The organism is Paenibacillus sp. DCT19 (assembly GCF_003268635.1).
Classification (GTDB): domain Bacteria; phylum Bacillota; class Bacilli; order Paenibacillales; family Paenibacillaceae; genus Paenibacillus.
The window spans coordinates 487,860-509,638 of sequence record NZ_CP029639.1; the positions used below are offsets into that span (position 1 = coordinate 487,860).

At 46.8% G+C, this 21,779-nt stretch carries 19 protein-coding genes, 1 pseudogene and 1 riboswitch; of the genes and pseudogenes, 17 read left to right on the plus strand and 3 right to left on the minus strand.

The window, feature by feature from the left end; all coding sequences use genetic code 11:
• The first annotated feature begins 103 nt into the window (after nt 1–103).
• The 11 genes from DMB88_RS02260 (at nt 104) to sdaAA (ending at nt 9,900) form a co-directional block, all read left to right on the plus strand.
• Complete coding sequence (locus tag DMB88_RS02260) at nt 104–1,030, plus strand: phosphate ABC transporter substrate-binding protein PstS family protein (protein ID WP_128100035.1); 927 nt, start codon at nt 104–106, stop codon at nt 1,028–1,030.
• A gap of 137 nt (nt 1,031–1,167) precedes the next feature.
• Complete coding sequence (pstC, locus tag DMB88_RS02265) at nt 1,168–2,076, plus strand: phosphate ABC transporter permease subunit PstC (protein ID WP_128100036.1); 909 nt, start codon at nt 1,168–1,170, stop codon at nt 2,074–2,076.
• Nucleotides 2,077–2,078: 2 nt separating this feature from the next.
• Complete coding sequence (gene pstA / locus DMB88_RS02270; protein WP_128104270.1) at nt 2,079–2,966, plus strand: phosphate ABC transporter permease PstA; 888 nt, start codon at nt 2,079–2,081, stop codon at nt 2,964–2,966.
• Between the two features lie 13 nt (nt 2,967–2,979).
• A complete protein-coding gene (gene pstB / locus DMB88_RS02275; RefSeq protein ID WP_128100037.1) occupies nt 2,980–3,735 on the plus strand; it encodes a phosphate ABC transporter ATP-binding protein PstB in 756 nt (251 codons plus the stop codon).
• A gap of 245 nt (nt 3,736–3,980) precedes the next feature.
• Nucleotides 3,981–4,571, plus strand: a complete 591-nt coding sequence (locus tag DMB88_RS02280; RefSeq protein ID WP_128100038.1) for a PH domain-containing protein — start codon at nt 3,981–3,983, stop codon at nt 4,569–4,571.
• Nucleotides 4,564–6,201, plus strand: a complete 1,638-nt coding sequence (locus tag DMB88_RS02285) for a PH domain-containing protein (protein ID WP_128100039.1) — start codon at nt 4,564–4,566, stop codon at nt 6,199–6,201. The genes DMB88_RS02280 and DMB88_RS02285 overlap by 8 nt, the downstream gene beginning before the upstream one ends.
• Entirely contained in the window at nt 6,202–6,528 is a 327-nt protein-coding gene (locus DMB88_RS02290) for an MFS transporter (protein ID WP_128100040.1), read from the plus strand. It abuts the gene before it with no gap.
• Between the two features lie 11 nt (nt 6,529–6,539).
• Entirely contained in the window at nt 6,540–6,722 is a 183-nt protein-coding gene (locus tag DMB88_RS02295; RefSeq protein ID WP_254438604.1) for a hypothetical protein, read from the plus strand.
• A gap of 8 nt (nt 6,723–6,730) precedes the next feature.
• A complete protein-coding gene (locus DMB88_RS02300) occupies nt 6,731–7,474 on the plus strand; it encodes an MFS transporter (RefSeq protein WP_128100042.1) in 744 nt (247 codons plus the stop codon).
• A 432-nt stretch (nt 7,475–7,906) separates the two neighbouring features.
• Nucleotides 7,907–8,032, plus strand: a riboswitch (glycine riboswitch).
• Between the two features lie 250 nt (nt 8,033–8,282).
• Nucleotides 8,283–8,972: an L-serine ammonia-lyase, iron-sulfur-dependent subunit beta gene (sdaAB, locus tag DMB88_RS02305; protein WP_128100043.1), complete on the plus strand. Its 690-nt coding sequence runs from the start codon at nt 8,283–8,285 to the stop codon at nt 8,970–8,972.
• A complete protein-coding gene (gene sdaAA / locus DMB88_RS02310) occupies nt 8,962–9,900 on the plus strand; it encodes an L-serine ammonia-lyase, iron-sulfur-dependent, subunit alpha (protein WP_128100044.1) in 939 nt (312 codons plus the stop codon). The genes sdaAB and sdaAA overlap by 11 nt, the downstream gene beginning before the upstream one ends.
• Nucleotides 9,901–10,001: 101 nt before the next feature.
• Here sdaAA and DMB88_RS02315 read toward each other — a convergent pair whose 3' ends face one another.
• Nucleotides 10,002–11,756, minus strand: a complete 1,755-nt coding sequence (locus DMB88_RS02315) for an alpha-glycosidase (protein WP_128100045.1) — start codon at nt 11,754–11,756, stop codon at nt 10,002–10,004.
• A 310-nt stretch (nt 11,757–12,066) separates the two neighbouring features.
• Between DMB88_RS02315 and DMB88_RS02320 the strand changes: the two genes are divergently transcribed.
• The 5 genes and pseudogenes from DMB88_RS02320 to DMB88_RS02340 all read left to right on the plus strand — a co-directional run bounded on the left by DMB88_RS02320 (nt 12,067) and on the right by DMB88_RS02340 (nt 16,716).
• Nucleotides 12,067–12,750: a response regulator transcription factor gene (locus tag DMB88_RS02320; RefSeq protein WP_128104271.1), complete on the plus strand. Its 684-nt coding sequence runs from the start codon at nt 12,067–12,069 to the stop codon at nt 12,748–12,750.
• Entirely contained in the window at nt 12,747–14,288 is a 1,542-nt protein-coding gene (locus tag DMB88_RS02325) for a HAMP domain-containing sensor histidine kinase (RefSeq protein ID WP_128100046.1), read from the plus strand. The genes DMB88_RS02320 and DMB88_RS02325 overlap by 4 nt, the downstream gene beginning before the upstream one ends.
• A 72-nt stretch (nt 14,289–14,360) precedes the next feature.
• Nucleotides 14,361–15,275 carry an ABC transporter ATP-binding protein gene (locus DMB88_RS02330; protein ID WP_128100047.1) on the plus strand — a complete coding sequence of 305 codons (915 nt, stop codon included), beginning with the start codon at nt 14,361–14,363 and terminating at the stop codon, nt 15,273–15,275.
• The gene (locus DMB88_RS02335; protein WP_128100048.1) at nt 15,272–15,982 is read left to right on the plus strand and encodes an ABC transporter permease; all 711 of its coding nucleotides are present in this window, start codon (nt 15,272–15,274) and stop codon (nt 15,980–15,982) included. Before DMB88_RS02330 ends, DMB88_RS02335 begins: the two co-directional genes overlap by 4 nt.
• Nucleotides 15,983–16,716 (plus strand): annotated as a pseudogene (locus DMB88_RS02340) (ABC transporter permease).
• 219 nt (nt 16,717–16,935) lie between these two features.
• Here the strand turns inward: DMB88_RS02340 and DMB88_RS02345 are convergent.
• Together DMB88_RS02345 and DMB88_RS02350 are read right to left on the minus strand one after the other, a co-directional pair.
• Nucleotides 16,936–17,499, minus strand: coding sequence for an acyltransferase (locus DMB88_RS02345; protein WP_174715326.1), 564 nt, complete (start codon nt 17,497–17,499; stop codon nt 16,936–16,938).
• A 47-nt stretch (nt 17,500–17,546) separates the two neighbouring features.
• Nucleotides 17,547–18,686 (minus strand): acyltransferase family protein, encoded by a 1,140-nt coding sequence (locus tag DMB88_RS02350; RefSeq protein WP_164848583.1) that lies wholly within the window; start codon nt 18,684–18,686, stop codon nt 17,547–17,549.
• A 330-nt stretch (nt 18,687–19,016) separates the two neighbouring features.
• Between DMB88_RS02350 and DMB88_RS02355 the strand changes: the two genes are divergently transcribed.
• Nucleotides 19,017–21,719 carry a PAS domain-containing hybrid sensor histidine kinase/response regulator gene (locus DMB88_RS02355; protein ID WP_254438419.1) on the plus strand — a complete coding sequence of 901 codons (2,703 nt, stop codon included), beginning with the start codon at nt 19,017–19,019 and terminating at the stop codon, nt 21,717–21,719.
• Nucleotides 21,720–21,779 lie beyond the last annotated feature (60 nt).

Sequence of the window (21,779 nt, forward strand, 5' to 3'; positions counted from 1 at the left end):
TGATTTTGAGATGACATACCGAAACTACAATGATTAAAGAGTTGATGGTGAACACACAAATTCACAAAACGCCATCACTAAATTGGGGGAGGAAAACAAAACTATGTTTAAAAAGTTGCCGTTTATTTTGATGACCTTGTCGTTCGTACTCGTGCTTGCAGCATGTGGATCGAACAATAACGCTGGAACAGAGGGTTCTGCAAGCAATGGATCAGGCGAAGCTGCCACTGAACTTAGTGGTAACATTCTGGCTGTTGGATCTACAGCATTACAACCTCTGGTTGAGCAAGCTGGACAGAAATTTATGGCAGTTGATGAATATAAGAACGTAACAGTACAAGTGCAAGGCGGCGGTAGCGGTACTGGTCTGACACAAGTGTCTGATGGACAAGCTACTATCGGTAACTCCGACGTATTTGCAGAAGAGAAATTGGAAGACGAAGCAAAAGCAAAAGAATTGGTTGACCACCAAGTAGCAGTTGTAGCTATCGCTCCAGTTAGCAACAAAGATGCAGGTGTAACAGACTTGACGAAGCAACAATTGATCGACATCTTCTCCGGTAAAATCACGAACTGGAAAGACGTTGGTGGTGCGGATCAAGCAATCGTTATCGTTAACCGTCCTGGTAGCTCCGGAACTCGTGCAACATTCGAGAACTTCGCACTGGGTACAAAAGTAGAAGATATCCAAGGATCTATTCAAGAAGATTCCTCAGGTACAGTTAAGAAATTGGTTTCCGAAACGCCAGGAGCTATTGGATACCTTGCACTTTCTTACCTGGATGACAGCTTGACGGTTCTGAAATACGAAGGCGTAGAAGCATCCGTTGAAAATGTTGAAGCTGGAACATACCCAGTATGGGCTTACCAACACATGTATACAAAAGGTGAACCTGATGCAGCTACAAAAGCATTTCTTGATTACATGCTGAGTGACGAAATTCAACTGACAGACGTTAAGGAACTGGGCTACATTCCAGTATCCGGTATGAAAGTTAAACGCGATGCAACTGGCGCAGTGACTCAATAATCTTTGAACTTGCTCATACAGCGAGAGAGGCGGACTTAGGTCCAGCCTCTTTGCGCGGTTTATGAAATAATCCCATATTTTACATTAATTCTACGATGAAGGATGGTTGTTATGGAACAGACCGAAGGGGAACGGTAATGAACAGCAACATGAAACCTCGCCGGCCCTTGAGAGAGAAACATTACTGGGAAGATTGGACAGGTCGTATTTATACGTCGATTTGTGTTGTTTTTCTGATCGTTGTTATGTTTTCCATTGTGTATTTTGTGGCGTCCAAGGGTCTGACGACCTTTTTCCGGGATGGCGTGAGTTTACGTGAATTCATATTTGGAAGAACGTGGAATCCGTCTGCCGAACCATCAGCTTATGGAGCATTACCGTTCATCACCGGTTCCTTTACAACCACCTTGCTGGCGGCTTTGATTGCAAGTCCACTCAGCCTATGTGCAGCGCTCTTTATGACAGAGATTGTACCGGGCAAAGGGAAAAAGATACTGCAGCCTGCAATTGAGCTGTTGTCTGGGATCCCGTCCGTTGTTTATGGATTTATCGGTCTGAGTGTAATTGTGCCTTTGATGCGTACTCTTTTCGGTGGAGCTGGCGTCGGGATTGCTGCGGGATGTTTGGTATTGGCTGTTATGATTTTGCCTACAGTAACAAGTATTATGGCAGACGCTCTCTCTGCTCTTCCTAAAGGATTGCGTGAGTCATCCTATGCTCTAGGTGCTACACGTTGGCAAACGATTTATCGTGTCATCATCCCAACGGTTCTACCAGCCTTGTTGACAGGGGTTGTACTGGGGATGGCTCGTGCATTTGGTGAAGCGCTGGCTGTGCAAATGGTTATCGGTAACGCACCACATGTACCGACGTCCCTGCTTGAGTCTGCTTCAACGTTAACTAGTGTTATCACATTAAGTATGGGTAATACGACAATGGATTCAGTTCATAATAATGCGCTCTGGAGTATGGCACTGGTATTGCTCGTAATGACCTTTGTATTCGTTATTCTGGTTCGCTTGCTTGAAAGGAGAAACCGGGTATGAGAATGAAGGCCAAAACAGTAGATAAAATTGCTACCTATGTCATCGTTGTGCTCGCACTGTTCATCGTTGCATTGTTGCTTGGGTTACTTGGTTTCATCTTGGCACGAGGAATTGGCCACATTGACTGGAACTTCCTGACCAGTGCACCCCAGATGCTCAAAGGTGGAGGCGGTATCGGACCGCAGCTCTTCAACTCCATATTCCTGCTTGTGTTAACACTGATTATTACGATTCCGCTCGGATGGGGCGGAGGAATTTATATGGCGGAATATGCGAAGCCAGGACGCATTACAAGCTTCATTCGCTTGGTCGTTGAGGTACTGTCATCCTTCCCGTCAATCGTTATCGGTTTGTTCGGACTTTTACTCATTGTAAATACATTTGGCCTGGGCTTCTCTCTAATCTCAGGTGCGATGGCGCTTGCGATCTTCAACTTGCCGCTTATGGTACGTACGACAGAGCAGGCTTTCCGCGCAGTTCCTAAGGAACAAAAAGAAGCTGGATTGGCACTGGGCTTGTCCAAATGGAAGATCATCACATCCATCTTGTTGCCTGTGGCTCTGCCAAGCTTAATTACAGGTACGATCCTGGCTTCTGGACGGATCTTTGGTGAAGCAGCTGCCCTCATGTTTACAGCAGGGATGAGTAGTCCACCGCTCGATTTCACGGATTGGAATCCAACGAGCCCAAGATCACCGCTCAATCCATTCCGTCCAGCTGAGACGCTGGCCGTTCATATCTGGAAAGTTAACAGTGAAGGCATTGGTCCAGATTCCAAGGAAGTTGCAGCCGGTGCGTCCGCAGTCCTTGTCATTCTCGTGCTAGCTTTCAATCTAAGTGCACGCTGGATCGGTCGGGTTGTATACCGTCGTATGACAGCTTCGAAATAAGGAGGAATCTCACATGGCCATACCTTTTGGTACGGAACAGTTAAGCATATATTATGGGCATTTCCAGGCAGTTAAACAGATCAGTCTGGCATTCCCTGAAGCAAGCGTGACGGCGCTTATTGGTCCGTCAGGCTGCGGTAAATCGACGTTCCTTCGTTCTTTGAATCGGATGAATGATGAGATCGCTGGATCTCGCACAGAAGGTCATATCTGGATGGACGGCAAAGACCTGAACGAGCCGGGTACGGATGTAATCAAGCTTCGCCAAAAGATCGGCATGGTGTGGCAGAAGCCCAATCCTTTCCATAAGTCTATTTATAACAATATCGCGTTTGGCCCCCGCTATCGCGGTACGAAGAGTAAAAAGGCATTGGATGAAATTGTGGAAAAAAGCCTGCGTCGTGCAGCTCTTTGGGATGAGGTAAAAGACAGACTTAACGAGTCGGCCTTGTCACTATCTGGTGGACAACAGCAGCGTCTGTGTATCGCACGCGCACTGTCGGTTGACCCGCAGATTTTGCTGCTTGATGAGCCAGCATCTGCGCTTGATCCAGTATCTACGGGTAAAGTAGAGGAATTGATCTCCGAACTGAAGAAGGATCTACGGATCGTTATTGTAACGCATAACATGCAGCAAGCAGCACGTATTTCGGATTTTACCGCGTATTTCTATTTGGGTAGCATGATTGAACACGGGAATACAGAACAGATCTTTACGAACCCGGACAATCGCCTGACACAGGAATACATTATGGGACGTTTCGGTTAATCTCAATTGGAGTGGTTGGAGGACATCGGAACTAAGGTAGGATAGAACATATAGAGAAATAAGAGAGCATAATTCTTGGGTGAACGCGCCAGGGTTATGCTCTCTTTTATATATACATGGAAAGATACTTCAATATTTTCTGAAAATATAATATGGGAAAGTTTGCCACACTCAAAACAATCATGCTACGATAATTTGCAGGTAATAAAGCAATAAGGAGTGGTGATGAGAAGGGTGATTAGAGAATGAACAATATACACAATGATGATACAAGTGCTAAAGAGAACACAACAGGCGGCACAATAGAGGAGAGCGAATTAGTAGAAACCGCATCCAATGCTTCTAGTCCAAAATCACTAAAATCACAGAGCCTTCGACGTCTTCATCCCAAAGTAAAGCGGGCAACCGCTATGACATCGCTGATCACCAATGGAATATTGGGCGCTATAGCGGCTGCGTACTTGGTCGTAGCATTTAATCGAGATTGGACGTTGTGGCCAGGCTGGGCTGCGCTCGGATTATGCATCTTGTCCTTCATCTGGTTTGGCTGTGCTCTGCCAGCACTCCAATATCGTTATTTCAGTTTCCGAGTTGCTGAGGATGAGCTTGAAATTCATTCCGGCTGGCTGTGGATTACTGACACGATTGTGCCAATGACACGTGTGCAGCAGGTAGAATTGGAGAGCGGCCCGTTGCTGCGAAAGTATGGGCTGGCTAAGGTTAGCATCGTTACCGCGGCAGCTACACTTGAAATCGCTGGTCTGGAGCGTGAGGAAGCGGAGCAACTCAAAAGAAATATTGGACATTTAGCCAAGGTGGAAGATCGAGATGAATGAGATGAATGAAACGAGTGAAACAACGCGCCTACACAAAAGTTATATTTTATTTCCTTTGTTCAGTGTCCTCAAATCGTTACTTCCCTTCTTCGTACTACTAGTATTCAGAGGGCTGAATTGGAGCGAAATCCCTTGGTATCTCTATGCAGGAGGTATCGCGCTTGTTTTGCTGCCCTCTCTTCTATATGGCTGGTTGAAATGGCGGAAATTCAGCTATACCCTGCAAGAGGATCGCATTGTACTACGGCGGGGGATGTTTGTACGGGAAGAGAAGTCTATCTATTTTAGCCGGATTCATGCTGTACAGACACAGCAGCCGTTAATTCAGCGAATGCTTCGAATCGCACAGCTTAAGATTGAGACGCCTGGTGGTAACAAAGAGGCAGATGGTGTGTTACCCGCTCTCCGTGTTGATGAAGCGAAGCGAGTGGAGCGATGGCTGTATCAGAAGCGGACTGAGGCAGTGGTGAAGGAATCTGCTGTGAACAGCCCCGAACAACAGATGGAGACATCCAGAGTAGAGATAGGAACCCATGATGAATATGCCGGAATTAAACGTGAGCAGGGTACAGAACCCGGTCTAGGATCAGTTCATGAGACGGGTGCAGATTCTAGACCAAACAGGGTGGATGGCTTAGAACTTCTAGAACCTGTTCATGCGGAAGATCCTGTACAACAGGAGCCGCTCCTGCGATTGTCGGCGGGCAGATTGTTTGTGGGGGCATTGACGACCATGAATCTGCCGCTCCTGCTCGTTTTTGCGACAGGGATCTATTCCTTTGCAGATGATCTGCTACCGGATCATTTTTATCGACGTCTAGTGGAGGAAGCTGGGAGTTTGCCGGCCATTTGGTGGCTAGGTCTAATTCCTCTCATGTTCCTGCTGGCTTGGATTCTATCAGCGGTGTTATTCACGATTAAGTATGCTGGGTTCACGGTAGAGCGTGAGGGTGGTAACATCTCCATCGTCTCAGGTCTGTTGGAACGCAAAAAACATGTGTTTTCGCCTACCAAGGTGCAGGCAGTCGCCATTAGAGAAGGCCTGCTGCGTCAACCCTTCGGGTATGCGGAGGTTGAGATTTATGTGCTGACTTCCGAGAAGGAGAAAAAAATGATGCTTCACCCGCTGTTACCCATGCGTGAGGTGAACGAATTGCTGGCAAGCATCGTGCCACAATATGAATTACAAACAGATATAGCGCAGCCGCCGACACGGGCGCTCTGGTTGTTTCTCCGTTGGAAACTGCTGATTGCCCTGCTAGTTGGAATTGCCGGAACGATATATTTTGGCATGGTGGGCGTAGGGCTATTCCTTCTGCTGCCTGTGTTCGGTATGTGGGGATATGCACGCTACAAGGATGAAGGACTGAACATATATGAGAAGCAGCTATTGATCCGCCAGCGGCAAATCTCCCGTCTGACCGTGTTAATGCGCCGTCCTCATGTGGTTACAGTGAATACCATCGCAACATCCCGCCAACGTGCTAGGTCATTGCTAACCGTACAGGCCACATTGATGGTGAACCGTGGCGGCTGGAGGGCGACCTTCTTGGATCAAACTCATGCGGTTGCTGTTATGAATTGGATGCATCAGGCTTCTTTCTATTCAAAGTCGAGGGGGAAACGATAGATGAAGAACAGCCAGGAGAGGGTAGAAAAGTCTGATAACCAGCCTGGCGGCTGGAAGCATGCCGGACTGTTATTAGGTGGAGTGGGTATATCCAACCTGGGTGATTTTATCTACATTGTCGCTATCAACCTGATGGTGCTGAACATGACCCAATCTCCAGCAGCCGTAGCAGGGTTATGGATCATCTCGCCAATCGCTTCAGTATGCACCAAGTTCTGGTCAGGCAGTGTCATTGACCGCTACGATCAACGCCAGTTGATGATTGGGCAGATATCATACGGGCATTGCTGGTCGCGACACTTCCCTTATTTTCAAATCTGTGGATGATGTATGCTGTGATGTTTCTGATTAGTATGTCGTCCTCGATATTTGTACCTTCTTCCCAGGTGTACATTACTCGGCTGGTACCGGCTGAGCGGCGTAAGCGATTCAATTCGATGCAGGCACTCATTAGCTCAGGAGCTTTTATTACGGGGCCTGCTGTAGCTGGCGTATTATTGTTCTATCTATCCCCGCAGTAGCGATCTACGTGAATAGTGTTTCGTTTGCTGTGTCCGCTCTGATTCTTATGATGTTGCCGAAATTGGGTATAGGCGAGCAGCGTGGTGGGCCATCGAAATTGTCGCCGCGGATCATCGCTCAGGACTGGCAAGCCGTGCTAAGGTTTAGCCGCAAGAGTGGTTACGTTGTAGGGATTTACGTCATTTTTCAGATTGTTCTCGTCATTGGCATGTCGCTGGATGCACAGGAAGTCGTGTTTATTCGCCAGGTGATGAACTTGTCTGAATCTCAATACGGGGCATTGATGAGTGTTACTGGCGTCGGTTATCTAGTTGGTTCGCTGCTTGTCACCCTGTTTGCCAAACATATTCCGATCCGTCATATGATGGGGATCGGCGTGCTTATGGTTTCGCTTGGTTATTTCCTATTTGCACGTTCGTTTTCCTTCGAGCTTGCAGCGTTCGCCTTTATCTTGCTTGGGCTGTGCTCAGCACTTGCCAACACAGGCCTGATTACCTTTTACCAGAATAATATTCCGGTAGATCTAATGGGCAGGATGAGCAGTGTCATTGGACTGATGCTGAGCGCGCTTCAAGTGGCTTCTATTTTGATTGCAGGGGTAGTGGCAGAATATTTATCCCTTCGTCTTGTGTATACGGTTGTCTCAGCAGCCATGATGTTAGTGGCACTTATCTTATGGATCACCAGCTTGCTTCCTTCAAGAAGTTCGTATTATCAAGAGGCTGTGACGAAGAGTGCAACGATGAAGTAGGTTAGACTGATGCGGAGAACAACTGCAGAAGTGAAATGGCTCGACAAAAAAAGAAAGAAAGTAATAGTAAGTAAGTTGGGCATTGGTGTGTCCTATAGGGGAGAAGGTCTTGGACAGAAGGTTTTAGACAGAAGTTTGCCTTAACACCCGAACCATTGGACACACCTGAACATACATAGAATTAACAGCAGAGATGTAAACAAATGAATAAACATGAGTGCCGATGTGACAAAAGTTCACAGTAGATAACGCTTACATTTGATTTGAAGCTAACAAATCGTTAAGTTTATTGACATGAAACTTCCGGTCGATTAATCTTAATGAGTAAGAGTGTTTTTTCGTCGGATCACGATATGATTTAGCTTTAATGTCACTATTTTGAATCATAATTATCATCATTCTGATCTCATCAGAATAATTCCATACAGCGAATGATAACGAGCGGGAGAGACCTGAGTTGGCTAAGTAAGATGGCCTGCGATCAGGCACCGAAGGAGCAAGCTGCCTACGCACCCGGCGCGGCGGTTAATCTCTCAGGTAAATGTACCATCGTTGGACGCAACTCTGGAGAGTGCGCATGATGCGCCACCCAAGGGGTATATGATTAAACAGCTTGGTACAGTATGTGTAAGAACAAGGCATGCACTGTATCGACTGACGCTGTTGATCATGAAACTCTCAGGTATCGAGGACAGAGAGAGGGCTTAAGGCCTTCTTCTGTCCTTTTTTGATGTCATCATTCAGTAATAATGGAACGTTATGGTTAAGTATCTGGATGAACATGACGAATACAAATGGAGGGTTTTTGATGCGTTTTAAAGATGTTTTCTCAATTATTGGTCCATCCATGACGGGACCTTCAAGTTCACATACGGCTGGTGCGGCGAGACTTGGCAGAATTGCTCGTCAGTGGTTGGGTTGTACGCCGGAGCGCGCCCGGTTAACACTATACGGATCGTTTGCCGATACGTATCAAGGGCATGGCACAGATCTTGCGCTAATCGGCGGATTGCTTGATTATGCGACAGACGATCCGCGAATACCGGATGCTGAAGAGTATGCAGAGCAAGCGGGTATGGAGGTTGAGTTTTTCACAAGTGGCCTACCTGCTCCCCATCCCAATACGGTCAAAATTGAACTGTGGCACGGTGACCGTGAATGTTCATTGATTGGTGCGTCCATTGGGGGCGGCAGTGTGTCAGTGCATGCCTTGAATGATTTTCGCGTCCAGATCAGTGGGGAGTTCCCAACATTGGTGCTGCGTCATGCGGACAAAGCAGGGGTGCTTGCATCCGTGACGTCCACCATCAGTTCCTCAGGCGTGAACATCGGTTATATGCAGGTAGACCGGAAAGGTCGGGATGGTGAAGCATTGACTGCGATGGAGATGGATGGGGCGCCAGACCCGAATATGTTAAGCCGTTTGAAGTCGCTGGATCATGTGCTGGATATTCGTGTAATTGATTTGAAGAAGGGAGTGAGTCCAGATGCGATTTAAGCATTTGCATGAACTGAATACGATCTGCACGGCTGAATCCAAGACCATTGCTCAGTTAATGATTGAAGAACAAGTCCAAGAGACGAATACGCCGGAAGCAGATGTCGTGCAGCAGATGTCTGAATATTATCAGGTGATGAAGGAAGCGGTTCATAAAGGACTGAATGAAGATACAGTTTCGCGCAGTGGTCTGACTGGTGGAGACGGCAAGAGGATGGCGGAATACATTCGTAAAGGAGAGACTTGCTCAGGTGATGCTTCAGCACTTGCGATGGCATATGCCCTGTGTGTCTCTGAAGTCAATGCATCCATGGGGCGAATTGTTGCTACACCGACAGCGGGTTCGTGCGGCATTATTCCAGGTGTGTTCATCAGTTCACAAGAACGTTTTGGCTGGACTGACGAGCATCTGGTTAACGGACTGTTCTGTGCTGGGGCGATCGGATATGTTATTGCAAACAATTCGTTTATCTCTGGTGCTGAGGGTGGCTGTCAGGCTGAGGTAGGCTCCGCGATTGGTATGGCGGCGGGTGCTATGGTTGAGCTACGTGGAGGCACGCCGGAGCAGGTTGTTCATGCGGTAGGTTTGGCGTTAAAAAATACACTCGGTCTTATCTGCGATCCAGTCGCAGGTCTCGTCGAAATTCCTTGCATCGTCCGCAACGGACTGGGCGCTGTAACCGCTCTAGCCGCTGCTGATATGGCACTTGCTGGGGTGCGTAGCGCCATTCCATCGGACGAAGTGATTGATGTCATGCTTGAAGTGGGCAGTGCTATGCCAAGCAGGCACCGTGAGACGGCTCAAGGTGGACTGGCTCAGACCCCGACAGGACGCAAAATGATGGAGAAGCTTGCGAAACCGAAGGCAAAGCGTGCTCCGGAACCAGAGTTAGAAACAGACGGGGCAGCAGGTTCAACGTCAGAATAAAATTAAAATATGAAGAGGCGCCTAGCAGTGTAGTAACCTTCTGCTGGCGCCTCTTTGGCTTTCATGGGTTCGAAACGGAAAGCTGGTACGAACCCCTTATATTACTCCAGAGCCATGCTTAACACTGCATATCCATAAGCCGGAAGCTCAATCGCAAGTATGCCATCCTCCAGTGCGATCCGGTGCTTCTCGCCAAACAGCTCATTCCAATCATCTGTACTCGTCTCCAGCTCAACGATGGCCGTTTCTTCTGAGCGATTGAACAGAATTAGAATGCGCTCTTCTTCATCCTGACGTTCCATGACAAGCTGGCTGCCACCTTCGCGGGCTTGTAGGAATCGAATCGTACCTTCAGCACGCAGAGCAGGATGAGCGTGACGGAGCGCGATAAGTCTCTGATAAAAATCAAACAGTTCACGGTCTTGCTTTGCCTCATCCCATTCCATACATTTGCGACATCCAGGATCATGATCACCGTCTAGTCCAATCTCGTCTCCGTAATAGATACACGGTGCACCCATGAAACTAAATTGGAATAATGCAGCCAGCTTCATCTTCCGTTGATCCCCTTCACAGAGGGTAAGCAAGCGGGGTGTGTCGTGGCTATCTAATAAGTTAAAAGCGACCTCGCTCGCCTGATGAGGATAGCGGGATAATTGACGACCAATAGAATTAGCAAATTGCTCGGCATGCATTGTATTTTTGACAAAGAAATGATTGACCGCTTCGGTAAACGGATAGTTCATCGACGCATCGAACTGATCACCCTGTAGCCATGCAGACGATTCGTTCCACACTTCGCCAAGGATGTAGGCTTCCGGATTGGCAGCCTTCACAACCCGGCGGAAATCTCGCCAGAAGGCATCATCTACTTCATCGGCGACGTCGAGTCGCCAGCCATCGGTGCCTACCTCTTTGATCCAATACTCGGCAACCTCCAGCAAATAGGCTTTCACCTCGGGATTCTCTGTATTTAGCTTTGGCATATGGGCTTCGAAGCCAAAGGTCTCATACGTGGGAATGCCATCCTTCACATCCAGCGGAAACTCATGTATGTGGAACCAGTCCTTATATTTGGATTCTGCGCCGTTCTGCTGTACATCGACAAACGGTGCAAATGTCTTCCCGGCATGGTTGAATACCGCGTCCAGAACGACACGGATTTTACGTTCATGGCACAGCTTAACAAGCCGTTTAATAGTATCTGCATCTCCAAAGTGCCTGTCTACCCGCATGTAATCCTCGGTATCGTATTTATGATTGGTTGTCGCTTCGAAGATCGGTGTGAAATAAATCGCATTAATGCCAAGCTCGCTGAGATAATCGAGGTGATCAATGACGCCTTGTAGATCACCGCCGAAGAAATTAAACGGTGTCGGCTCGCCTCCCCAAGGCTCGACCTTCTCTGGATTAAGCTCAGCATTCCCGTTTGCGAACCGTTCGGGGAAAATTTGATAAAACACGGCATCTTTCACCCAAGCAGGTGGCGTAAATACAGCACCTTCATGAATGTATGGGAACTGAAACATTCGCCCCGGCTCATCGGGTTCTTCCTCTTGGAAGTCGGTTTCAGTCATCCAGATTTGTTCGGTTTCACTTTTGAGGAGAAAAGCATATTTTAGACGGTGATAAGGAGGGCGTACTTGCCCTTCATAATAATCAAACATCGAGTCCGATGTATACTTCGTTAGAGGGATCAATTCTTTTGTTTGTTCCCAAGCGTATTTGTCCCCAGTCAGGGCGTGTACCTCGGTGAGGTCATTCTTTTTGGCACGTAGACGCAAGCGAACGGTATCCTTGTCATAGGCATAAGCCCAATTGCGTTTGGGTTGATGATAGATGGCTTCCAGCAGCATAGTAAGTATCCTCCCGTCGTAACACACAGCGTATGTTGGCATGTTGGATCGTAATCCCTCGAATGTGGCTGATTACTCTGCATGATGCAGAGCATCACTTGTTTATGTAACATTTCCCAGATGAGTGATTAGGTTATAATGGAATGTAGAGGGACTCACTGTACCCCGATGTCATGAATTTGTATCTATTTAATGCAAGAAGCTTGCCTTGATCGTTCAGATTCAAGAAGCTGAGAATGATCGAACAGCATCTAATTGTGCTTCAAATATATTTAACCCAAAGGGTAAAGAAGGGAAACGAATCGAGCGTATGAAGCCGAAACTATTATACATTGAAGATGAGATCGAAATTGCGACATGGGTTAGAGCAGATCTGGAAGAACGTGAATATGAGGTCATCTGGTTGGAAAGTGGTGAAGGTGCAACGGAGGCGGCCAAAGGCTGCGCTCTGATTATTCTTGACGTCATGCTTCCGGGTCTGGATGGATTTACGGTAGGGCAGCGACTCAAAAAAGAACATCCTAGCATTCCAATTGTCATGCTCTCGGCTAGAACGTCTATTGACGATAAGCTGCATGGACTTGATTTTGCCGATGATTATGTCACGAAGCCTTTTCACCCGGACGAACTAGCCGCTAGAATAGAAGTCCAATTGCGTAAGGCTGGGACGAATATTACTGCGGATGAAGTTGTGAAGCTTGATCATCTGTCCATCTATGAGAAGGATAATCGGATTGTGAATGAGCTTACGCAAGAGGAAGTCATTCTATCTGGGAAACAGTTCCATATTTTTGCGTACCTGCTCAGGCACATGGGCATGATTCGAACGAAGGAGCAAATCTATGAAGCGGTCTGGAATGAGTCCTATCTGGATGGAGACAAAACATTAATGGTACATATTCGTCATCTGCGTGAGAAATTGGAACGTGACCCAGCCAATCCGACCATCATTCAGACAATCCGTGGTGTCGGTTACCGCGTGAAGAAGCCATGACATGGCGAGTAGGCTCACGCAAAGGCAAGAAGCAACAAGAGCAGGAGTCTGTGAAAAAGAAAAAGCTCCGTTTCGGACGTTCCTTAATGTCCCGTTATATGTTTCTTATTTTGGCGGCCATTTTATTCGTGCCTGTCGTTCTTCCAATTACATCTATTATTTACGTGGTTGTGGTGAACAACAGTTATAACAATGATGCACCTTATGGTGACGTAAACCATATAAGCAATCTATGGTCTAAAGAGGCAATGAAATTAGGCGAGGCCAGTTCAACCGAGGTTGATCAACGGATCAAGCAGCTACATAACAGGTATCCCAAGTCTTCCATGTACCTGGTGGATGAACGTGGGAATACAATCTTTATGTTAGCAGGCGAAGGCGTAACTCTGTCAGAAGTGACGTCAGGCGATACGGTCATGAAGACGCTGCGATGGACATTGGATGACGGAAAGAGCGTCGTGACGCAAGTTCCAACCGTGTGGGATGCGGCGAGTACATTGCAATTTATGAAGGAAGCGACGTATCGAGATCCGCTCACGGTGGTTTCTTTTATCGAAGGCGGCGATCAGGACAAGGGAAAAGGCTTCATGGTAATTGAAGTTCCTCGTTACTTGATGCAAAAACAACAAAATAACTGGCCGATGGAGCTCCTGTACCTTGGGCTATTCATGGCCATCATCTTTCTATTCTTCATTCTGATGTCGATTCTGTTCTTCGCTCGTATTCGCAAGCGGTTAGTCCGTTTACAGACGGCAATGATGGCACCAGGCAAGGAAGGCATCCCGCTACCTGTTGATATCCGACGAGAGGATGAGATTGGGCAACTGGAGGAGTCGTTCAACGATATGATACGTCAGCTTACAGATAGTCGGCACCGGGAGAGAGAGGAAGAACAGCTGCGCAAACGTCTCATTGCGGGGCTTTCCCATGATCTTCGCACACCGTTGACGGTTATTCGAGGACATATGCACGCTCTGCACAAAGAGCAGCTAAGTCATACGGGCAATAATTCATTACTGCGCATGGAAGCGAAGATGGAGGATCTGGGTGGACTTATCGACAACATGTTATCCTATAACCTGCTGACGAGTGGAAAGTATACGTTGAAGCTGGAGGAGAAGGATATGCTGCGGATCGTCAGGGAAGTAGCTGCGGCATGGTATCCAGTCTGGGAGAAGGAACAGTTCGATATCGACATTGATCTACCGGACGAGCCCCTACTCTGGCAGGTGGATGAACAGGGCATGCGCCGTATTCTCGATAATCTGTTTCAGAACATTGTTCGATATGCAGCAGTAGGCAAATATATTGGCATCTCGACAGAGCAGATTCAGGGACAGACGGCACTACTTATTCAGGATCATGGGCCAGGCATGCTGGAGGATACAGGTACGAAGGGGACTGGGCTTGGTCTATCCATCGTGGATCTGTTGGTTCGTGAGATGGGTCTCCGCAAGAAGGTGGACAGTTCAGCAGAAGGGGTTCGAATCTATCTCTATGGCGGCTCAGGAGTGAAAAGTGATAAAACTGATTTTTAAACTAAACTTAAACTTCAGATAACGTTGATTTTAACCTTGGCGGGTTACGATGTTATCCGAGGTGATTAAACAGTGAGTGATAACATTATTCAAACGGCTAATCTATGGAAAACATATCGTAATCGAGCAGCAGTACGTGAGCTTGACCTGCATATCAAAAAAGGAGATATCTACGGCTTCTTAGGTCCGAACGGTGCGGGCAAAACAACAACGATTCGCATGCTACTAGGCTTAATTAAGCCAACAAAGGGTGTTATTCGAATCTTCGACCAAGATATTCGCAAAGATCGCATGGACATTCTGCGGCGTATAGGATCACTTGTTGAGTATCCTTCGTACTATGGTCATCTGAATGCGGTGGAAAATCTGGAGGCATTGCGCCGGATTATTAACGTGCCGAAGTCGAGAATTGCAGAAGTTCTGTCCATCGTGGATCTGACTCGGGATGCCAAACGTCCAGTGAAGGGATATTCTCTGGGAATGAAGCAGCGTCTGGGTATCGCGAGCGCCTTGTTGGGTGAGCCTGAGTTATTGATTTTGGACGAACCTACGAATGGGCTTGACCCGGCAGGTATTCAGGAAATTCGAGAGCTGATCAAACGTATGCCGCTGGAACATGGTATTACCGTTCTTGTATCCAGCCACTTATTGAGTGAAGTAGAGCAGATGGCGAGCCGAGTTGGCATTATCCGCGAGGGTAAGATGGTGCTGCAGGATACCATTGCTAATCTGCACAGTCAAACGGGCAGTTCTATTTGTCTGACGGTGTCCGAACCGGAAGACGCGATCAAGCTCGCTAGAGAGCAGGGGCAATTCGGTCAACGACAAGGTTCTGTGCTAACGTTCCCGTACATGGATAATAGCGCTATCGCATTATTAGTAAGACGTCTAGTTGAGCATGACCATGCCATCTATCGTGTGGAGGAACATCGCCAATCGTTGGAACACCTGTTTATGCGGGTGATTGGTGAGGGGGCGACCGTATGACGGGACGTGCTTTATCATCGGATTGGCTTAAGATTCGTGGCAAGGGCATCTGGTTTCTTGTATTCCTAGCTCCGATTGGTCTTACACTGATGCAGGCGTTGAATTTTGGATTACGATTGGATTATCTAAAAGGTGTTTATGGCGGAAACCTATGGGAAGGTCTTCTGGAGAATGTCATCGTCTTTGTACCCCTGGCGCTCATGTTAGGAGCAACCATTATTAGTTCCATGATGGCGAATGTGGAGCATGAACAGGGCTCATGGAAACAACTGCTGGCATTACCTATTTCAAGACCAGCGGTGTACTTAGCTAAATTCATCATGACCTGTGTGCTGCTGATCATTTCTTGTTTGCTGTTATCTGTTGGCACTATTGGGCTGGGATTGATCTTTGGGTTTGATGCGAGTGCGATTCCGTGGTTATCCATTGTTAAATTAGGTATTCTGCCGCTGGCTGGCGCACTGCCCGTATTATCCGTGGAGCTATGGCTCACCATGGTTTCCAAGAATCAGGCTCTACCTGTAACGTTTGGGATTGTTCTTGCAGTGACAGGCATGTTTGCGCTGACCATCTCACCACATTTTCCACTTGCTTGGTCAATGATGGCTTGGAAAGGCTCCTTGATCTATCCCGCGTTGGGCTTAGGCGTAGGCATCTTGATTATGCTGATGGGTATGGTTCATTTCAGCCGGAAGGATGTGGCGTAGATGAGCTTTGCGACAACCTATTTCCGAATCCTGTCTTCTGAACGGTTAAAAATGGGGAAATCTCCGATCTGGCTTTTAATTCTGCTTAGCCCGTTAATCGCGCTGCTCATCGGCTTGCTGTCATCGCCTTCTGGGCAATGGGAAGTGCTGATGAGTACAATGGTGCTCCTTCATGGCTTACTGCTGCTCCCAATTCTGACTGGTGTATTTACTTCTTTTGTCTGTCGATTTGAACATTCGGGCGGAGGGTGGAAGCAGATGCTGGTCTTACCGCTTACACGCACTGGTGTATATGCCGCCAAGCTCACCATTGTGTTGTTGCTCTTAGCGGGTACACAAGTGTTGCTATTTGCAGCCATTATGCTGGCAGGTCTCGTTCATGGTATAACGGAACCAATACCGTGGGGATTAATTGTGGGTAAGTTATCCCTTGGACTATTCGCCTGTGTGCCACTCGCTGCGCTACAACTGCTGGTCTCCTTGATCTGGAGCAGCTTTGCCGCACCACTCGCGCTGAACTTTGCTCTAACGGTACCGAATATTCTGATCGTGAACTCGGTGACATTTGGTCCATATTATCCATGGGCACAGCCGGTCATTCTTATGGCACCGATGGAAGGCGGGGATTTGGAGCCTACAATGTTCCGCTGGCGACGATGCTGACGGTTGTTGGTGGGAGTGCTGTTCTTTTTATCCTCGCAGGTATTCTCTATTTCAAGAAAAAAGAGATCTGATGAAGTGTGCCCCCTTGCTCCTTCTCGGTATATATAAGTTCAACTAAAGAAGGTTTACACTTACCACTTCGATGACAGAATAACCTTCCGATCGCTGTTATCCCCAGATTTTTGGATTCCCTTCTTCCAAGGGGAAATCCCCTTCAAGCACAGCGTGCAGATGTGATCTGCATGAATGCCTGAAGGGGATCTTTGTTTGTTATAGCACGAGTTTATTTGCTATCTTCTAATCCATCCGTCATGGATGGTTAATTCCCGAATGACTTTGGCAGGTGCTCCAGCCACAAGGGTGTTATCAGGAACATCCTTGGTGACGGTGCTTCCGGCAGCAACCACGGCATTTTTGCCAATCGTTACGCCAGGAAGAATGAGAGCCCCTGTTCCAATCCAGGCATTATCCTGAATCGTTATCCGCTGTGCCATCTCACTCCCATCATCCAGAGAATCGATTCGGTGGTATGCACTATCGAATATACTTGTGCGCGGTCCAATCATCACATTGTTACCAATGACAACCTCTATATTGGCGGCTATTCCTACGCCTGCGTTAATCAGTACATCGTCACCAATGGTTAGACGTGCTCCTTTGACCACTGTTAGCTGGGTTCCCCAAGGTTTCCCTATGATATTAAGTCGTTTACCTACCTGTAGTTCTCCCGATTTGTTCAAATACACTTTGCCTCGTATTCTCGGCAGTAGTCCAAGTGTAGGTTGTATTTTTCCGAACACAGCCCATCCCCGCATCTTGCCATACGCAATCTTCACCTTGTTCGGAAATACCATGTTCAACTTCATCCCTTCTGAAGGTTTATCAAAATTCAAATCTAAGCTTAGGCAGGTACTTCTCCTGTTGTGCTACGCTCCACCTGAACAGGAGTAGCGCTTCGTCCCTTCCCAATCTGACCGACCACGAATTTTCCAACGCGAACGCGATTGAGTAAATACACCGTGATGATGGAGAACGTGAGAGCCCCTAGGAACAGAACCGGAATCGTGAAATACCCTAATGATAAGGAGGCGGCTTGTAGTAACTGTGCCATCAGATGAAGGTAGAACCAGTGAACAAGATAGATCCCGAAGGAGTAGTCACTGATAAGAAGTAAACTTCGTGGAACGCGTTGAAGTCGGCTTGCGAATTGGTATAGCCCGAAGAAGAGAAAGGTCGTGAGCAAGAGCATATCAATCCGCTTGGAATCGGAGACAGGAATGATTTCGCTATGGTACAGGAATAATACGATTCCCATCAGAACCAATGGAAGCGTGCTAACCCATACTTTATGTTGGGCAAGAAGGGCTTTGAACTGTTCTATATTTCGACCACAGTAGTAGGCGAGTGAGAAGTAAAACAACCAACCGACAAAAGGCAGCCAATTAAAGCTACTCCAGATGATGCCGGATAGCGGAATGCTTTCAATTTTGCCTACAAAATTGAAGAATCCAAGATAAGCGACATTAATGATGAATGAGACGGTGATTACAGTTAAGGGATTCCATTGATCAAGGAGTTTTTTGAACAGGTAGAACAGTATGTAGAATTGAAAGATAATCACTACGAAATATCCGTGGAATCCTGCCAGAAAGATATGTTGGAATAACACGCTGGGTAGGCTTCCGAAGCTCCGATTCTCCGCGTCAAGAAATCCGGATACAGCAAGTCCGCTGTAAATTCCGCTGAATATAAGAAATGGAATGAAGATGTACTTGAACCGTTTGAGGAGGAATCCCTTTCTTATTCCGTCGCGGTATGAGTAGGAGAGTAGGAGAATGGAGATGAAGACAAACATTGGGGTGCCGAATTTGAGAAGAAGGTTCAGACTATCCAAAATGTTTCTTCCAATGACGTGCGAAGAATTCAACAGGTCGGTATAAAACTTGGTGGAGAAACCGATCGAGTGTGTGAGTACGATGGCTAGACATGAGATGCTTCGGAGAAAATAAATTTCAATTAATTTCTCTTTTTTCACAGACATATGCACATCCTTTTTTGTATCCATTATAACTTGTTTGATACAAAATGTATCGTTATATTTGTATAAAATTGGAACAATCTTTTCTTAATTGATTTACGTCTGTATACCAAATGATACTGCATTGAGAGAATTTCAATTTTTTTAAAGAGAGGTTTTGAGAATTTAAGGCGAGATATTAATCCAAAAAATATTGGAATCTGTTAAAATAAAAAAAGCTGTTTCTAGGCGGGTTTACATGGTTATTCGAGGGTAAGCCTAGTTATAATTACAGTGTTATATTTCGTTGTTATAAGAAGCTTTAGGCTAAGAAAAGAGGGGTAAGCCTTGGAAATGAATAAAACGGAAACCCTAAAACGCATTATTTCTGAGGGAAGTTCACACCAATCCTTGTTTTTTAACCACCCGGATGCCATCTATGTTATGGATATCCATGGAAACTATATTGATGCTAATCCCTCCGTTGAGCGGATTTCAGGGCACACACTTGAAGACTTGATTCATATGAACCGGGAATATCTCTGTCCACCAGAGAGTGAGAAATCACGTCAACAATGTATTGATGAAGTATTGGCTGGACGTTCAGTCAGTAACTCTCTCAAGTTCTATCATAGAGATGGCTCGCTGAGACAGGCGGATATAACTTATGTGCCGATCACGTCAGAAGGAGAAGTCGTGGGCATATATGGAATTGCCAAAGATGTAACTGAGATCATGGAAGTGGAGCGTAAGTTGCATGAGACCCAGGAAAAGTATCAGATTCTTGCGGATCATGCACAGGATCTCATCACGAAATGTTCGCTAGATGGAGAATTGCTGTATGTGTCTCCCTCGGTGTATCCTTTGCTTGGCTATCGACCAGAAGAGGTGACGGGCAAGTCCTTCAAAGACTACTGTTACCCAGGGGATTACCCAGATCCATTAGATGTATCCGTAATTGGCAATGGATGTACGATGCGTGTTATGCACAAAAAAGGGCACTACATCTGGATGGAGACGTTGGCGAAGCCGGTATCAGGCAGAGAAGGTGAAGATACGCAGGTTGTAAGTATCAGCCGAGATATTACACAGCATAAGGATGCAGATCGACGCTTAAGAGAGAGTCGTCAGCGGTACAAATCGTTATTTGAACATACGCCAGCGGCCGTGTATTCGTTGGATCTGGAAGGTAGATATAGTTCAGTCAACCGTAATCTTGTTCAATTGCTCAATATTCCGCGCAGTGAATTGATTGGGCGATCCTTTCTGAACAATTTAGACAAAAACGAAGTGCAGAATGGTAAAACCTACTTTGAACTAGTAAAGCAGGGAAAGCCACAGCACTATGAGACATGTGTCGTTAATGCTAGAGGTAGACAGATCGATGTATCCATCATGAATGTGCCTATCATTGTGGATCAGGAATTGGTCGGTGTATACGGTATTTTATCTGACATCACAGAGCGAAAAGATTATACGGAACGGATTCAAGAGCTTAGCAAGCAGCATACGCTGATTCTGAATTCGGTTACGGAAGGCATCTATGGTCTGGATGCAGATGGAATAACGATGTTTATGAATCCCGCAGCGGCATCGATGTTTGGTTATGAAGTGAAGGAGCTTGTGGGTAAAAGCTCGCATCCGATCATGCACCATTCTCGCGCAGACGGAAGTTATTTCCCCGTAGAAGAGTGTCCAATTCATATGACTGTCATGGATGGACAGCGACGCTTAATCAAAGAGGATGTATTCTGGCGTAAGGATGGAAGCAGCTTCTTGGTGGAATACCAGGTGACGCCAATTATAGATCAAGGTCAGATTCAAGGAGCCGTTGTCGTATTCAACGATGTCACTGGCGAACGTGAAATTGTACGTGCCAAGGAGACAGCGGAATTGGCGGCTCAGGCTAAGTCTGAGTTCTTGTCTATGGTGAGCCATGAGATTCGTACACCGATGAATGGGATCGTGGGCATGACAGAGCTTCTAATCGGGACGGATCTGTCTGAGGAACAGCGTGAGTATGCCCAGATTATACAGGAGAGCGGCGACGCATTGCTCAATATCCTCAATGATATTCTGGATTTCAGCAAGCTGGAGTCTGGCAAGATGGCGCTAGCTTACGAACCTTTCTCACTACGCAAAATGTTAGAGCAGGTGGCGGAGTTGTTCAAGCCTCGCGCGGATGAGAAGCAACTGAAGATCAGATATCGTCTCAATCCTAGCATTCCGGAATTCATGGTTGGTGATGCGATGCGGATTAGACAGATCCTTGTGAACCTCGTTAGTAATGCACTCAAGTTTACGGATCAGGGAAGTATTGATGTCACGGTAGACATTATTAAGGGACGCAGACCTGAATCCAGCGTGCTAGATTTTGCGGTTAAGGATACGGGTATCGGTATTCCCGCAGATAAGCTGGATCAGTTGTTCCAGTCGTTCTCCCAATTGCATCCGGTCATTAATCGGAAGTATGGAGGTACAGGGCTTGGACTTGTTATCTCGAAACGCCTTGTCGAGATTATGGGCGGAAGCATCAGCGTAGAGAGTGAGGAAGAAGAAGGTTCTACCTTCCGGTTCGCCGTCCCTGCCACAAGTGTCGATGTACCGGAAGAGGAAGCCGCACGCCAATTCTCACATGATCGTACACGTCAAGGTGACAAGGTGCCGATCAGTATATTAGTTGCTGAGGATCATCCGGTGAATCGGAAGATTTTGACTGAATATCTAGAGAAGCTTGGATACAAGCCAGATGTATGTACGAATGGTGTCGAAGCGATTGAGGCCATCTCTCAGAAAACCTATAATATTGTACTGATGGATATTCAAATGCCTGTCATGGATGGGCTTAAAGCGACGGATCTTGTCCACCGATTGATTCCACAAGATCGTATTCCAACGATTATTGCGGTCACGGGCAATTCGAAACGGGAGGATAAGGAGGCTTGTCTAGAGATCGGCATGCGCGACTTTATCAGCAAGCCTGTTATGCTCAGTGAGTTGAAGAGGGTGCTCCAGCAATGGGGACCAACCGATCAGCCGCAGCTTGCACCTAATTGAAGTGAGATCAAGTTTTAATTAAACTTGTATAGATACGCATAGATAAAGACGCCAGTGCAT